The 15,985-nt window shown below is 39.4% G+C and carries 13 protein-coding genes; 5 read left to right on the top strand and 8 right to left on the bottom strand.

Going from position 1 to position 15,985, the window contains the following annotated elements; genetic code table 11:
• Positions 1-252: 252 nt before the first annotated feature.
• Positions 253-3,990: an Ig-like domain-containing protein gene (locus tag ACFI4Z_RS15365; RefSeq protein WP_462671344.1), complete on the bottom strand. Its 3,738-nt coding sequence runs from the start codon at positions 3,988-3,990 to the stop codon at positions 253-255.
• 206 nt (positions 3,991-4,196) lie between these two features.
• On the opposite strand from ACFI4Z_RS15365, the gene ACFI4Z_RS15360 reads away from it, so the two are divergent.
• Entirely contained in the window at positions 4,197-5,531 is a 1,335-nt protein-coding gene (locus ACFI4Z_RS15360) for a dicarboxylate/amino acid:cation symporter (RefSeq protein WP_462671343.1), read from the top strand.
• 59 nt (positions 5,532-5,590) lie between these two features.
• Here ACFI4Z_RS15360 and sohB read toward each other — a convergent pair whose 3' ends face one another.
• Complete coding sequence (gene sohB / locus ACFI4Z_RS15355) at positions 5,591-6,607, bottom strand: protease SohB (RefSeq protein ID WP_462671342.1); 1,017 nt, start codon at positions 6,605-6,607, stop codon at positions 5,591-5,593.
• Between the two features lie 118 nt (positions 6,608-6,725).
• Positions 6,726-9,182, bottom strand: a complete 2,457-nt coding sequence (locus tag ACFI4Z_RS15350) for a VolA/Pla-1 family phospholipase (RefSeq protein WP_462671341.1) — start codon at positions 9,180-9,182, stop codon at positions 6,726-6,728.
• Positions 9,183-9,435: 253 nt separating this feature from the next.
• On the opposite strand from ACFI4Z_RS15350, the gene ACFI4Z_RS15345 reads away from it, so the two are divergent.
• Positions 9,436-10,188 carry a YciK family oxidoreductase gene (locus ACFI4Z_RS15345; RefSeq protein ID WP_462671340.1) on the top strand — a complete coding sequence of 251 codons (753 nt, stop codon included), beginning with the start codon at positions 9,436-9,438 and terminating at the stop codon, positions 10,186-10,188.
• 50 nt (positions 10,189-10,238) lie between these two features.
• On the opposite strand, the gene rluB is transcribed toward ACFI4Z_RS15345, so the two are convergent.
• The 4 genes from rluB to ACFI4Z_RS15325 all read right to left on the bottom strand — a co-directional run bounded on the left by rluB (position 10,239) and on the right by ACFI4Z_RS15325 (position 12,996).
• On the bottom strand, positions 10,239-11,108 hold the full coding sequence (rluB, locus tag ACFI4Z_RS15340) for a 23S rRNA pseudouridine(2605) synthase RluB (RefSeq protein WP_087534338.1): 870 nt from the start codon (positions 11,106-11,108) through the stop codon (positions 10,239-10,241).
• Positions 11,105-11,695, bottom strand: a complete 591-nt coding sequence (scpB, locus tag ACFI4Z_RS15335; protein ID WP_099296007.1) for an SMC-Scp complex subunit ScpB — start codon at positions 11,693-11,695, stop codon at positions 11,105-11,107. Before scpB ends, rluB begins: the two co-directional genes overlap by 4 nt.
• A gap of 149 nt (positions 11,696-11,844) precedes the next feature.
• A complete protein-coding gene (locus ACFI4Z_RS15330; protein ID WP_462671339.1) occupies positions 11,845-12,366 on the bottom strand; it encodes an EF-hand domain-containing protein in 522 nt (173 codons plus the stop codon).
• 198 nt (positions 12,367-12,564) lie between these two features.
• A complete protein-coding gene (locus ACFI4Z_RS15325; protein ID WP_099296009.1) occupies positions 12,565-12,996 on the bottom strand; it encodes an exonuclease III in 432 nt (143 codons plus the stop codon).
• A gap of 236 nt (positions 12,997-13,232) precedes the next feature.
• Between ACFI4Z_RS15325 and xthA the strand changes: the two genes are divergently transcribed.
• The 3 genes from xthA to rlmA are packed head-to-tail and all read left to right on the top strand — an operon-like array spanning position 13,233 to position 15,517.
• On the top strand, positions 13,233-14,039 hold the full coding sequence (gene xthA / locus ACFI4Z_RS15320; protein WP_462671338.1) for an exodeoxyribonuclease III: 807 nt from the start codon (positions 13,233-13,235) through the stop codon (positions 14,037-14,039).
• A gap of 3 nt (positions 14,040-14,042) precedes the next feature.
• Entirely contained in the window at positions 14,043-14,720 is a 678-nt protein-coding gene (locus tag ACFI4Z_RS15315; protein ID WP_462671337.1) for an energy-coupling factor ABC transporter permease, read from the top strand.
• Complete coding sequence (rlmA, locus tag ACFI4Z_RS15310; protein WP_462671336.1) at positions 14,717-15,517, top strand: 23S rRNA (guanine(745)-N(1))-methyltransferase; 801 nt, start codon at positions 14,717-14,719, stop codon at positions 15,515-15,517. Before ACFI4Z_RS15315 ends, rlmA begins: the two co-directional genes overlap by 4 nt.
• Here the strand turns inward: rlmA and yfbV are convergent.
• On the bottom strand, positions 15,514-15,960 hold the full coding sequence (gene yfbV, locus ACFI4Z_RS15305; protein WP_099296012.1) for a terminus macrodomain insulation protein YfbV: 447 nt from the start codon (positions 15,958-15,960) through the stop codon (positions 15,514-15,516). The genes rlmA and yfbV overlap by 4 nt on opposite strands.
• Positions 15,961-15,985 lie beyond the last annotated feature (25 nt).

The following is a 15,985-nucleotide window of genomic DNA, read 5'->3' as shown; positions in this document are numbered from 1 at the left end:
CTATTTCTAACCAAGTATTTTAAATGTGTTTAGCCCATTTTGGGCGCGAATATTTATAGGTATATCTACAAACACCAATTGTTACAAGCTTTTAATAGAAACTTTTCTACTTTTAATGATTAATTAAACAATTATTGTGCTTAATTTAGACAAAAGGATGTTTTTTAGTATTTGCAGAGGAATATATAGAATAGAAACAAAAATGCCAACCGAAAGGTTGGCATTTTATCAAAAGGATAGGCTACTATTCGCCTAACCAGCATCTCTAATTGCTAATTGCGCAGTCGTTTCTACTTCTTTTGGCGTTGTAAACACAATAGATAAAAACCCACTTGTGCTCTTGTTTGGCTCAGCTTCACGGCTGATTGATAACGCAATACCATGCGCAGTTGTTGCTGCACTTTCCAACATTGCAAAGCCTGTTGAACCACTGTATTTGCCATTATCAGTGCTGATAGCAACCGCGGTACCTGACGGGATTGGGTTGTTATAACGGTCTGAGTAATAAAGAGCAAATGATAATGCTGCTAGCTGATTCTCATTTTCACTTGGTGTTAAATCAATCGTTCCTAAGTCACAAAAATCAAGTTGTGCTGTTGGCTCTAAAGCGACAACAAGGTCTGTGCTGGCATCACCTGCAATACGATAAATAGAGTTACAACTTTCAATATCCACCCCTAATTGAACCGCATTAGGAGTTAAAATAGTATTTCCATTGCCATCCAGTATCGGATTATTCTCATCATCGAGCTCTATTTCAGCTAGACGAGTTGCAAATTGATTTTGCAATTCAACTTTTGATACCACAAACCGACTATATACTTGACTGCCAGACATAATAATTTCAAATGATTCACGAACATCAACAACATCTTTAGTGCACAATGATTCAAACGTATCACCTGGTGATGGCGATGTGGCCGCTTCAGTGCACAGAAGGCCATTATATTTACCGTCAGCCAATGTATGCATGCTATTGAGGTCTATATCAAAATTTTCCTCGAATTGACCTGCATTGGTATTTTCTGGGCTACATGGATCATTTGCATCCCCTTCCTGACAAAAGCGGGCATCTTGTTCAACTTCTGCAGTTATAGGGTTATAAATTGCAGCTAAACCGTCATATACACCATTTTCATTGTGATCTACAAACGCTTCAGCTAAGTCATATCCGCTGTAATATTCGTTAGTATCAAAACGGCCATTACCATTAATATCAATAAACGACTCTTGCCCCTTTGCGGTTACCAATACTGTTGCGCGCCCACCCAATGGAACTCCATTTTCGAATGTCGCTGCATTTAGAATACCTGCCATACAAGGTGCTGCGCTATTAAAGTATAAATCACAGTTAATACTGTTGGTCTTAGGGTTTATTGAACTAATTTGGTTGCCCCATTTAGGCTCTGTAAATGGTTTAGGGTTTTGGCTTCGCCACTGAGCATTACATTCCCCATCCACTGTTCTACATTCAAGTTGTGGATTAAATGCTGTCCCGTCAATAGTACCTACCGCGCCACCTTCGGTTGTTAAATACACAGCGGTACCATCTGGTACTGGGTTGTTGAAGTGATCGGCTAAATAAACGGAAATCTCATTTAAATCGCCAATATAATCAAGCGCTTCAATATTAATAATAGCTGAGCCTGCAGTAAAACTATTACCATCAGGTAAACCTGAGCTAATTGACACTAGGTCCGATACTGTTGTTACTTGCTCATCAAGTGCAACGAGTGATAAATCGCCAGTTGGACATGTGGTATTTGGTGCTCTTTCACCTTCATCTTTTAAACACTCAAGGTAAAGGTCTTGCCAACACGTCACGTTATTTGTTTGTTCTGCAGGTATTTGATCTTCGGGAATATAGCAAGCTTGTACCCGAACAGCCATAGGGACAAAACCAGCGTTTACTTGAACACGGGCTAACCCTTCAGCATCGGTGAAAACACTTGAGTGAGATAAACTAATACCCCCGTTGGTTGAGCTCAAGCGAAAGTCCATTCTATTACTTTGAACTTCTTTTCCTATTTTGTCTTTCAGTTTGAATGTGATTTGAGATGTTTCCGAACGCCCTTGCCCACCAGTTCCCTTTAGGGCAATGACTGGTTCGCTTGCGTCTATAAATTCAATTGATTCAATAGGGGCTGTTGATACTGGAATATTAACTGTCGCTATAACAGGTGTTCCACCCGTTAACACACTTGCCCTAACAGTGTCACCTTGCGCTGCATTACAACCATCTGTGCGATAAGTTGCTGTTGCGACTCCACTCACACTAGTGGTTGTAGTATCCATAATAGAGGTATTGTTTTGTACGCAGCCTGAAGTAAATTCAACATCAAGCGGTGATACAACAAGATTACCAGCAGTATCAAATATCTTCACTGTAATAACAGTCGTTGCGCCCGCACCCAATGGAATAAACTCACCTTCGATGATGTTACCGTCAGCATCTAGCTGATTGTAAAGGCCATTATCAATGGTAACGGTTAAATCAGCAGTCGCAATTTCAAATGCTTTTTGATTCGATGCTGATTTAGATGTAGCTGTTATTTGACCTGCCCCACTATTTGCACCAGGCTGGAGCTTTAATAGCGCAAAACCAAAGTTATCTGTCAATGCTTTGCCTGATTCTGGTAATAAACTACCTAAGTCGGTTGTTGTTTCACTTATAATACCTGCAAAACCGTCACCTGAACTGGTGTCAGTTACTTTGACTAATACGTCGATAAGCTCTTCAGAAGAAAATTGGTTTACTTCAGTACACCCAGAGGTTAAATAAGTAGACTCAAGGGAAACCGTGTTGCGGTTACTATCCCATCCTTCATTACATCCTTGCAACAGCTTCACGTCTACACTTGCTACAGCTGTTTCAACTGACGCATCATCACCACTTGATATAAAACCGATTGTTTGTGTTATAGCCACATTTTCTTTTGATGTGTAAGAAGCAACTACTTGGCCTGCACCTTTTAGTAGACCACTGCTAAGGGTTACTTTTGCCTGACCGTTTTCATTTGTTAGAGCCGTGCCTAATTCTGGTGTAATTTTACCCGTAAAGTTAGACTCAAACCGCACTAGCTCCCCAACTAAAGGAACACCGCTTTGCGTTAATGTGGCAGTTACTATCCCTTTGTTATCTTTGCTTACTGGATTTTGATCAGTAAAGGCAGCGCCTGATTGGTCCACAATGTTAAGAGCAAGAGAAATAGTGCCGTTACCCGTTGCATCTCCTGCTGAAGTAAATGCAAAAGAACTTGAATAAGCAATACCATTGAAAGTAAAACGGGCTGTTATTTCACCAGCACCCGCAACTGAGCCTGCTGTAAGCAGCATATGAGCAATGCCATCATTGCCTGTTAAAGCTGTACCTGAGCTTGGTGTTAGTGAACCTATATCATCAATCAAAGAAAATGTAATTCGTTGGCCTGTAACCGCTGTGTCGCCTTGTTTGAGCGTTGCTCTAATATCAAGAGGGGCATCACTAGATACATTGTTTGATAACTGTGACCCACCTTCTGTAAACCCTTGTAAAGTGAGGGTGAAGGTTTCTTCAGTCGCTTGATTTTGGTCACCGCTCGAGCTAAATGCAAATGAATCAGAGTAGGAAGAACCACCAATACTTATTGAAGCAGAAACTTCACCCGCCCCTTCTACCGTACCAGCTGTAATATTAATTCGTGCTATACCATCACTATCAGTTACCGCAGTGCCAGAGATAGGATCTAAAATGCCCACGCCATCAGCTAAGCTAAAACTTATTCGCTCACCTGCAACAGGATTATTATTATTCCTTAGTTGCGCTAAAATTTGTAATGAAGTGTTACGAGTTACTTCATTGGACTCTTCACCCGTTGATGAGGAAAACCCTTTTACAGCAAGGGTATAAACCGGTGTCGTCCCCCCCTCTTTTTCAATGGTTCCACCACCGCCACATGCAGTAAGTAAAAAACTGAATAGCACAACACTTAGCCATCGCATAAAAGGCATTGACCTCTCCCTAGCGTTTGTTATTAATTATAGAAATAATATATTTACCCAATATTAACCTAAATCTGGCACGAAAATCACAACTTTTTAAGACTTTATTCGTTGTTTTTTTTATCAGACTTTTTTTTACATATTTATCAATTTTTTCTGTATAAAAATCTGCAGACTGGTAGGCTATGGCAAATTTATAAAAATAGATTGTAACTATGTCGAAAATCCGTTCAATGAGTTTAACAACACGTATAATGATTGGTATGGCCTTAGGTGTGGCTGTAGGCTTTATATTCCAAGCAATTTTAGCTGGCGAAGACGATTATCTAATTTCACTTGGATTATTCTCTTTGCCAATTAAAAGCTTTTTTGTTGATGGTTTATTTCATATTGGCGGACAAATATTTATCGCCAGTTTGAAAATGTTGGTAGTGCCTTTAGTTTTTGTTTCCCTTGTATGCGGAACATGCAGTTTGAGCGATCCAAAAAAATTGGGCCGTTTAGGGGGGAAATCAATTGGTTTATATTTAATTACAACTGCAATTGCAATCACAGTAGCTATGACACTTGCGCTATTAGTTAATCCCGGCGAAGGTATTAACTTACCATCCGAGGCTGCTTATAGCGCTAAAGAAGCACCAACACTTGCTCAAGTTATCATAGGTATGTTCCCTACCAATCCAATTGATGCAATGGCTAGTGGCAATATGCTTCAAGTGATCGTTTTTGCCTTACTTTTCGGTATAGCGATGGCACTCAGTGGAGACACCGGTAAACGTGTAGCTGTGATGTTTGAAGATTTAAACGCCGTTATTTTAAAGCTAGTTACGTTATTGATGAATGTCGCTCCTTATGGTGTGTTTTGTTTAATGGCAAAATTATTCACAACCATAGAATTAAGCCTTATTGTTAGCTTGGCCAAATATTTTGGTGTTGTCGTTGTTGCATTGTTTATTCATGCGTTAGTTAATTATTCGATTTTATTTAAGCTACTAACAGGCTTGAACCCTTTTACTTTCTTAAAGAAAATGCGCCATGCGTGTTTATTCGCTTTTAGTACTTCAAGCTCCAGTGCCACTATGCCTATCACATTAGAGACTGCAACTAAAAAGCTTGGTGCTAATAACTCTGTTGCTTCATTTACAGTTCCTTTAGGCGCGACCATAAACATGGACGGCACAGCTATTATGCAGGGTGTTGCAACTGTGTTTATAGCGCAAGTATTTAGTGTTGATTTAACCCTGTCTGATTATTTGATGGTTATTTTAACGGCAACCTTAGCTTCTGTAGGTACTGCTGGTGTCCCAGGCGTTGGTTTGATCATGCTGGCAATGGTGCTTAATCAAGTAGGTTTACCTGTTGAAGGCATTGCAATTATTATCGGTGTTGACCGTTTACTCGATATGACTCGTACAGCCGTTAATGTAACCGGTGATTGTATGGTCACTTGTGTTGTTGCAAAGTCAGAAGGCCAATTAGATGAAACGGTATTTAATGACCCTAATGCTGCAAAAGAGTTAGAAGATTATCGAAAGCCTACTGATTCATAATATAGTTTAGATAATGAAAAAACCCGCTGTGATGCGGGTTTTTTATTATCTAAAGGAATTTAAGGGTTCATACTTTTAAACCGAGAAAGTAACGAAACACCTGTTTTGTTCATAGTATTGCTCAAACCCACCGCGAACTTGTCACTGAGTGACTTTTTGATTTTATACTGTACTTTATAAATTTGACTTAATTGCTGATGCCCTAAAAGCGTGTCGTCACTTGTTTCTATTTTATCAACAAGTCCTTTTTCAATTGCTTGAGTAGCGAACCAATGCTCTCCTGTAGCTACAGTGTCAATGTTTAAGCTAGGGCGTTGTGCAGTTACAAATTGTTTAAATAAACCATGAGTTTGCTCTATTTCTTCTTTAAACTTTGCACGTCCTTTATCGGTGTTTTCACCAAATAACGTCAATGTGCGCTTGTAATCACCAGCCGTTATTTGTTCAAAATCTACGTCATTCTTTTTCAGTATTTTGTGAAAATTAGGGATTTGCGCAATTACACCAATAGATCCCACAATAGCAAATGGCGCTGCCACTATTTCATCAGCAACACAAGCCATCATATATCCACCACTTGCAGCAACTTTATCTATCGCAACAGTTAAGTGGATACCTTTGCTTTTTAAGCGCTGTAATTGTGATGCAGCTAAACCATAGCCGTGTACAACACCGCCACCACTTTCAAGTCTAACGAGCACTTTATCTTGCTTAGGATCAGCAATTGAAATAATAGCAGTGACTTCTTCTCTTAAGCTATCAACTTCATGCGCATCGATACTACCGTTAAAATCAATTACGTATAACCGTGGTTTTACTGCATCATCACTTTGCTCTTTAGCTTGTGACTTCTGTGCTTTATGGTGCGCTTTAAGCGCTTTCTTAGAGAGTGTGTTTTCAAGAAAGCTTGATTTTAAATCATCAAGTTGTTCTGACACATCTTCAATATCTATTTCACCTTTTTTTGCCTTAGGTTTTACTGCTGAACCAACAATAATAATTGCGATAACACCTATCGCAATTACAAAGGTAACTGTTTTTGCTAAAAATAAACCGTACTCGTAAAGAAATTCCAACGCCCATCTCCAAAATAAATTTGCTCTAATTTAACTGAACTTAAACTAACATGCCAATCAAACACAAAAAAGCCACTTTTCAGTGGCTTTTTATTGGTTGGATTGGATTAAACTGGATTTAATTCGTTACAACATCAGTGTTGGTAATTAATAATGCTTTACCACGAGTTGCTAAATAGCTTGCTATTTGTAATTGCATCTCTGTGTTTGCAGCCGCGCTACCTTCAACTGTAGCCCCTGACCCTTCAGCAGGCGCTGGAGTAAGGACTGAGCCATGATGACCTTTGGTAAACTGTACTAGATAACTCATACCGTCTTCGGTCGGTGCTTGCGACTGAGCCACTGTCATTAAGCCCATCATTTTAGCTAAAGGCAATGAACCTGCAATCGGGTTTATCGATGTTGTTGGCGGTATTACTTGGTCTTTCTTATTACCTTCGCCATCACCTACAACCACATTCATATATACAGGCGTGCCAAGGGCATTAACGGCTGCTGCGTAGTTGGTTGGATCACCACTGTCTAATGCAGTTTGAGAGGCAAACGCAAACTGGGTCATTACACCTTGAATGTTAGCAAGTTTTGAAGTCTCGCCACCCACTGTCAATGAGGTGACATATTCATTGTACGCGCAACTTATAAAGTCTTGTTGGTTTGCAGCTAACGCTCCACAGTTAGAAACAGCTTCATTCGACATATAGCTAATAAATTCAGCTGACTCTGCTGTACCTGCAGACGCTAAAACAGAACCTTGTACAAATGGCCCAAAGCTTGCTGATTCCAGCAAGAAGCTTGCTAAACCACCACCACCGCTCGCCAGTGCAACAGATTTTACATTGAATAACGGGTCAACTTGCTCTGCAAGCGGGTTATTTGCTTGACTAATAAAGGCCGGTGCCACAACCGAGCCCAATGAGTGACCAATAAATGAAACATCCATTGTATTTAAAGATGTATCATTAATGAAATTAAGACCAAGACGTAAGCCCAATAGGTCAGCTGAAGACTGCCTTAAATTATCTCGTGCAACAAGCAGTGATTGAAGGTTCATATACGCAAGAACAGATCCTGTACTTGCATTAAAATCATCAGTTCCGTCACCGTCAACATCAATCCCACGTTCACCGTGAACTGGGTGATCTATTGCAACTGTTGCAAAACCTTGCATCGACAAAGCAGCTGTTAGTGCAAGCATGTCTTCTTTTTTCGATGTAATACCATGTTGCATAATCACAACAGGCCAACCACCCTCAGGCATCATTAACTCATCCATACCTATTTGGGCACGTATGCCGTTTAAAACAGGCAAAATAGGTTTAGTGATTTGCACTGGTACATTTGCCATGCTTTGTACTTTAGGAATAGAGTTATACTTTGTTAAATGTTTGGTGCTGTCTAGCCCTAAGTCACGTAAACGTCCCTCACTTAACGCAGCGCACGTTGCATCATTTATCGAGATTGGGTCACTTGGGAATGCTTCGCCAGCAGCTGCTTTATAACCCATCACTGCTACAGCGTTATCACACATACCTTGCCAATATGTAGCAGCTAAGTCTGAGATGTCTTTACCTGTTGGTGTAGACAAATACATAGGTAACATCACATTACCTTTTTGATACTGAACACCCGAAAATACCGGTGATAGACCGGTAATGTTTTGAGAAGCAAAAACTTGAGTAACAGTAAGCATTGGCTGTTCAGGTACTTGAACTGCAGGAGTCGGTAAACTTTGCTCAGATAAACTAGCTGCTAGTAATGACTTAATTGTGCTTAGGACCGGTCCTGCTGACTGAATGGTCATTGCAGCAGAGAAAATAATTTCATCCTTTGCAATACTGCCACCTGAAACAACTACATTTTCATAGCTATTAACGGCCCCTTGTAATGCAAGCTGCGACTCAGTGACAAGCGGAGCTTCTTGTTTAACTAGACCATACGTTGAAGATGGCTCAATAGAACGCCCGAGTGAGTCTTTTAAATTAGTCGTAACAACGTTGATGTATGAACTACCCGCCTTAAAAGGCTTAAGAGGGATTACTGCAACACCATCACCACTTGCTTGGGTAATGAAATCTTCGCCGAAAGTAAGCTCACCTACAAGTTTACATGCAGCGCCTGCTGGTGCTTGAGAACATTCTGCATCTGTTAAACTGGCACCCATAATAACTTCAAAAATTCGTACTGAACCCGGTGCACCAGCGGACGCTGCATCTAAGCTAACACCATCTGGAACATCGTCACTCATAAACGATGGCATAACTAAGTCAATTTTGTACGGTACTTGGCTAGACCATCCGTCAAGAGCCCCTAAGGCAAAGGACGGATCTGCATATTCAGCTCGAGGAATTGATACACCGTCATCATCAAGCTCCCCAGGAATATTTAAAGTACCGTCTTGAGTACCGCTCATTAATAAATCATTTGGTACAGAGATAACGCCGTTTGATGGATCAAAGCTTACTGTTGCAGTAGGGATAATCGGTGGTGCGTCGTTTTTAACATCTTCTAACGTTTCACCGCCGCCACAACCAGTAAGTACAGCGGTAATTGAGAGTGAGAGTAGCATTTTTTTCATATGATTTGCTCCGCGCATAATCTTATTTTTATTGTGTGTTCAGTTGTATTAGTGTAGTTAATGTTTCAAATATAATGCCAAAGTTACAGTCATATAATGGTTAAAATATTGTAATAAGTTTATTAATGAGACATTAGACCAGTTAAAGTTAACGTAAAGTTTCGACTTTCGCCACCTAATTTTACAATAAATTCGATAACTTGGTGTTTTGCTATGTTAAAATCACAAAAATTGATTCTTTGGGTACCCTATTATGCAAACTTATAATGCAGCAGATAACGCACTGCAAGACAAAGTAATTCTTATCACTGGTGCCGGCGACGGTATAGGCCGAGTAGCAGCTATAACTTATGCTAAACACGGTGCAACTGTAATTCTTCTTGGAAAAACCACGCAAAAGCTTGAATGTGTATACGATGAAATTGTCGCACTTGGTTATCCAAAACCTGCAATTGTTCCTATGGACTTAAAAGGCGCTACAAAACAAAACTACCGTGATTTAGGTGCAACCATTGAGCAGCAATTTGGCAAATTAGATGGCCTGCTTAATAATGCAGGCATTATAGGGGCACTTGGTCCACTTGAACATTTTTGTGCATCAACATTTGATAACATCATGAAAGTGAATGTAACCGCACAAGCAATGATTACTAAATATATGTTCCCTGTTCTTCGCAAATCACCCAGTGCTTCAATTATATTTACCTCTTCGGGTGTGGGAAGAGAAGGAAGAGAGTTCTGGGGTGCATATGCAATTTCGAAATTTGCAGTAGAAGGTATGATGCAAACGTGGGCTGCAGAAGTCGGTAAAACAAATATCCGAATCAATTGTATCAACCCAGGCGCAACTCGTACTTCAATGCGTGCAACGGCCTACCCAGGTGAGGACAGAGATAAACTTGCTACACCTGAAGACTTAATGCCTACATACTTATATTTAATGAGTGACGATTCTAATGCGGTAAATGGACAGTCATTAGACGCCCAAACAAAAAAACCGGCATAAGGTAAAAACTAAAAAAGCCGCAATGTGCGGCTTTCTTTAAACGCAATCAATTAACGACGTTTAGTTTGCTTAACTCGGTTGTTATGTTTTTTAACAGCCTTACGAATCTGATTTATCTTCGCGCGTTTATCTTTGCGTTTTTCAGGCATAACTGAGAGCTTAGTTTGTGTCTCGCGGCCTAACTTAACTGTCTTGCGCAAATAATTCACGGTCTCTAAATCTAACTCACTCCAGCCACCCTGTGGCAAGCGTTTATCCAGCTCTAGTTTACCGTAACGAATACGTATCAATCTTGACACTTCAACCTCTTGAGATTGCCACAAACGGCGCACTTCACGATTACGTCCCTCTGTAAGTGTCACATTATACCAACGGTTAATACCTTCACCGCCCAGTGGTTTAATGTTTAAAAACTTAGCCATGCCATCTTCAAGCTCAACACCTTTAGTGAGGTTCTTAATAGTCTCGTTAGTCACTTCACCAAATACGCGGGCAGAATATTCACGTTCAACTTCATAACTTGGGTGCATTAATCGGTTAGCTAATTCGCCATCATTGGTAAATAACATTAAACCAGCTGTATTGATGTCTAATCGTCCAACCGCTATCCAGCGTTCACCATCAATACGCGGCAAGCGATCAAATACAGTACGGCGACCTTCTGGGTCTTTACGCGTACACAACTCCCCTTCAGGTTTGTTATACATAATTACGCGGCAAATACGCTCTGCTTTCTCTTCTATTTTTACAGTGTGACCATCCACACGAATTTGATCTGTTTCCTCAACACGATCGCCTAACTTTGCCACTTTACCGTTTACACTTACACGGTTAGCGTCAATGTACTTTTCCATTTCACGACGCGAACCAACACCGGCTCTCGCGAGGACTTTTTGTAGCTTTTCACCTTGTATACTCATTCGGATAGTTCTCTCACAGAAGGATCACTCAATAACTGATCAATCTTACTTATTTGCTGCTTTGGCAGTTCAGGTAAGTTATCAAGACCAGTTAACGAAAAATAATCTAAAAATTGTTTTGTCGTTGCATAAAGAGCTGGTTTCCCTGGGACTTCTTTATAACCAACGACGTGTACCCACTCTCTTTCAAGCAGGGATTTCATTATACCAGAACCCACAGCGACACCCCGTACTTGCTCTATCTCACCACGGGTAATTGGCTGGCGATAAGCTATCAATGACAGCGTTTCTAATAAGGCACGTGAATATTTTGGAGCACGCTCTTGGAATAAGTTACTTAACCAAGGTGCAAGACTTTCACAAGCTTGAAAACGATAACCACTTGCGACTTCAACCAAACGGATACCACGTGTTTGGTAATGTATTTGAATATGCTCTATTGCTTGATTTACGCGTGCCATAGACACACTCAAATCAATTAATACGGTGTCTTTAATGTATCGTTTATTTAATGGTTTTGGCGCAACAAAAATCGCTGCTTCAATGATCTCAATGAGCTGCTCATCACTTACTCGTTTTGTTGCCATCTATAAAACCATTAATTAATGTTCGCGGAACTGATTAACCACTTATTATGACAGAATACACCGATTGTTGGAAAAATTATTATCTAAAAACCCAAAAAAAATGCCAGCAACTATGCTGGCATTTTTATGTTTTATTAAAAAAATTTTAATTAACTGTTTTTCAACATCTCAAGCGCTTCATCTTCAGCCACTTCACTACCGTGTGCCCTAATGTAGCTCATAAACTCACTTTTGCTCACACGCTTATCTTTATTTGCATCTATATAACCAAAGTGGTTGGCGATGTCATCGTCATTTGCTTCAACCACAGAAATAAAGCCATTGCTGTCGTTATCTAATGATGAAAAATTACTTTCAATTGGGTCAAATTTTGCTATCTCTGCTTTGAAAGCTGATTCACTCACTTCACTATCGGTGGCTACTTTACCTGTATTTAGCTGAGTATAAGTTGAGAACTCCTCACGACTAATTTGCTCATCCATATTGGTATCAATATTAGAGAAATGTGACCAAATATCATCATCGTCGGCTTCTACTTTTGAAATATATCCATCGTTGTCATTATCTAGACTACCAAAATCACTACTGATTTTGTCCATTGATGCATTTGATGAACACGCACTCAGGGTAAGAGCAGCCAAAATAGTAGATGCAAGTGTTAACTTTTTCATAAGAGATTCCTTGTAATAAATTAAATTCACTTAATTTAATACAAGTACCAAGCCACAATCTTTACTTTTAAAAATCAACAAGATAAAACAAAATGAAATTTAAACCTGAAGAAACCATAAAAACTTTTCAGCTTTTCTGTAAAAGTTTCACACACAAAAAAAGCGCTGTATAAGCGCTTTCTTAATCAAATTTTGCTATTAGATAGCAGCGTTTTGGTAACGCTTAACAAAATCAGTCACCACTTCACCATTACAACGCAGTGAGTTTAAGTTACCGATTTTTGCCCTAACTGGCTCAAGGCCTTTTTTAACAGCTGTAATACACAATTGCGTTTCAGTTTGGTCATTTTCAGCAAATACTTGAATCATTTTTACGTCGCGGTTTTTCATCTCAACTTTTTTAGCAATTGAACGAATATCTTCACCATTACACAAAATGCTTTGCGAATAGCGCGATAAAAAAATACCGTGCTTAGAAGCTACTTTGCGGGCCGCAGAGAAACCTTCATTTGCACTGATTGAACATAACTTTGATTCAATTTTTTTATCTGCACTAAAATATTCAGCTGCTTGAGTAACCTGTGAGAATGATACTGTTGCAACGAAAATAGCTAAAAGTTGTTTTTTCATGACTGACCTGTATAAAATGGTTTGAACGGGTTTGTTTCGCGCATTATATATACAGAAAAGCACAAATCAATTGAATAATTCATTTAATTTTTTATTTAATGGAAGGTTAACAATGTTTAATAAATAATCATCATTTGAACAACATTAAACCAACTTTACGTAATGAATAAGCACATGTATCAAGCTCATTTTGATGATAGAATTTAGTAAAACACATACTCTTTCAGGCCAAACATATGAAAGTCATTTCTTTTAACATCAACGGGCTTCGTGCTCGTTTGCATCAACTACAAGCAATCATTGATAAACATCAACCTGATATTATCGGCTTACAAGAAATTAAAGTGCATGATGAAGCTTTTCCTTTAGAAGATGTTCAAAAAATGGGGTATCACGTTTATTTCCATGGTCAAAAAGCACATTACGGTGTGGCTATGCTGTGTAAAAATGAACCTAAGTCCGTATTTAAAGGTTTTGCTACAGACACTGAAGAGTCACAAAAACGTATGATCAGTGTAACCGTCACACAAGAAAATGGTCGCGACCTAACTGTTATGAATGGATACTTTCCTCAAGGTGACAACATCAATCACGAGACTAAGTTTCCTTATAAGCGCCAGTTTTACACTGATCTTATGAATCACCTTAATACTAATCATAGCGCTGAGGAAGATGTCATCGTCATGGGTGATATAAATATCTCTCCGACCGATTTAGACATTGGAATTGGCGAGCCAAACCGTAAACGTTGGTTAAAAACCGGCAAATGCTCTTTTCAACCAATAGAACGTGAGTGGCTAGCCACATTAATGAATTGGGGCTTTAAAGATACCTACCGTGAGCTTTACCCTGACACAGGTGAGCAATATTCTTGGTTTGATTACCGCTCTAAAGGGTTCGATGACAATCGAGGCTTACGCATTGATGTGGTACTTGCAACCCCTGCATTAGCTGCGCGCTGTACTGATGCAGGTATTGACTACGAATTAAGAGGCATAGAAAAACCGTCTGATCATGCACCTATTTGGTCAACTTTTAGTTAATTTATGATGTTTAATAACCCTGAACTCACAGCGCTTATTAGCACGAATACGCAGTTAGTTTTATGGCTTGTGGTTGGGGTTATTGTTTGGTGTAGTTTTGATAAGGCACTTTATAAAAGCCTTATTAAAACACCTGCACGTCAAACTGGCGTATTTTCCTGTGCAATCGTATTTTGTGTTTTGTGGCAGATTAAAGCGGGTATTTTACCTGGCCTTGAACTACACATATTAGGTATCACCGCTATCACTTTAGTACTTGGTTGGCGCTTTGCTATTTTAAGTGCAATATTTGCAAGTGTGCTGCTTCTAGTCTTTGGTCAACTTAGCTTGGCACAGTTACCCTTACATTTACTATTAACAGCATTTATCCCTATACTCTTTAGCTATTGTGTATTTATCATTTGTTACAACCTATTACCTCGTCATTTCTTTATTTATATCTTTATATGCAGTTTTTTATGCGCAGGGATAGTCAGTTGCGTTAAAATAGTCACAGTAAGTGCCTTTTATTATTTTTCAGGCAACTATAATTGGTACGAATTAAGCGAAAATTACTTATATTTGTGCGCCATTATTTGGTTTCCTGAAGCAATGCTAAATGGCATGGCAATTTCAATACTTATTACTTATCGCCCACACTGGGTGAAAACATTTTATGACAAGGATTATCTAGACTCATGAGTCTCGCATATCAATGCCCATTGTGCCAATCGCCTTTGCAGTTAATTGAAAAATCACTGCGATGTGATAATAACCATACTTTCGATTATGCTAAAGAAGGCTATGTAAACCTTTTGCCTGTGCAAAATAAAAACTCAAAGCAACCTGGCGATAACCTTGATATGGTGCAAGCTCGACGTGCATTTTTAAGTACCGGGCACTATCAGTTTTTGCAACAAGCAATCGCGACACTGGTTGCTGAACTATCGCCAATAAATGTAATTGATTTAGGATGTGGAGAAGGCTTTTACACACATGCAATTGCGAACAAATGCCAAGGTAAGATGTATGGAGTTGATATATCTAAGTCTGCGATAAAATATGCCGCCAAACGCTATGAAAACTGCCAATTTAGTGTTGCTTCGATAAGCCAGGCTCCATTTTCTGATTACCAAAGTGACGTACTTATTAGTATTTTTGCCCCTTTATTTGAGAAAGAGCTTACCCGTTTATTAAGCAAAAATGGTTCATTAATTGTAGCAAGCCCTGGCCCTTGGCACTTAAAAGAGCTAAAACAAAAAATTTATCGAGAAGTAAACGCCCATACACCAATTTCTGCACCGCAGAACTTTACATTAATCCAGCAAAACTTGATTGAACAGCAAGTAAAACTCGGTTTTGAAGACGTTAAAAACCTGATTACTATGACGCCGTTTGCATGGAAGTTTAGGCCTGAACATTGGCAGGAATTAGAAAAACAAGGTGAGCAAACTGTCACCTTATCGTTTTATATAAGTCATTTTAGAAAAGTCGATTAAAGGTTTTCTCTGGTAAAAGCACGGTCCATTTTATCAAACATATCATTAAGTAAATGGGCCAGATCTGCATAACGTGGTTTATTTTTCCCCAAAGATCCTTGGTAACCATTTGCCACCATTTTAGTGTGTAACTCTTTGAACCAATGTTCCATGGCAGGCTCAAGTGTTGTCTCTGCACGCTTACCTAACCATAGAAGACCTTGTAACGGCAATGATAAAAAGAACAACGCTACTGCGATCGCTTGAGGTAAAAAATCACTACCGAGATAATTAATTTGCATAAATAATGTAAGCATTGCCAGTATCGGCATAACTGTAATCGCATGCTCGGTGGCTTTTATAACCTTAAACTCAGCAAATAAAGGCGCAAGCTCTTTTCGCATTGGCCACTTTTTTGCGTATTCTCGACCTGTTTGGACTTGTGACATCACACTGTTTTGCATCATGACTCCTCGGTGTCGCTGGTTT

It is taken from the genome of Pseudoalteromonas sp. RWi3, from assembly GCF_054960735.1.
Note: the sequence above shows the minus strand (reverse complement) of the source record. Positions and strands in the feature narration are given on the sequence as shown.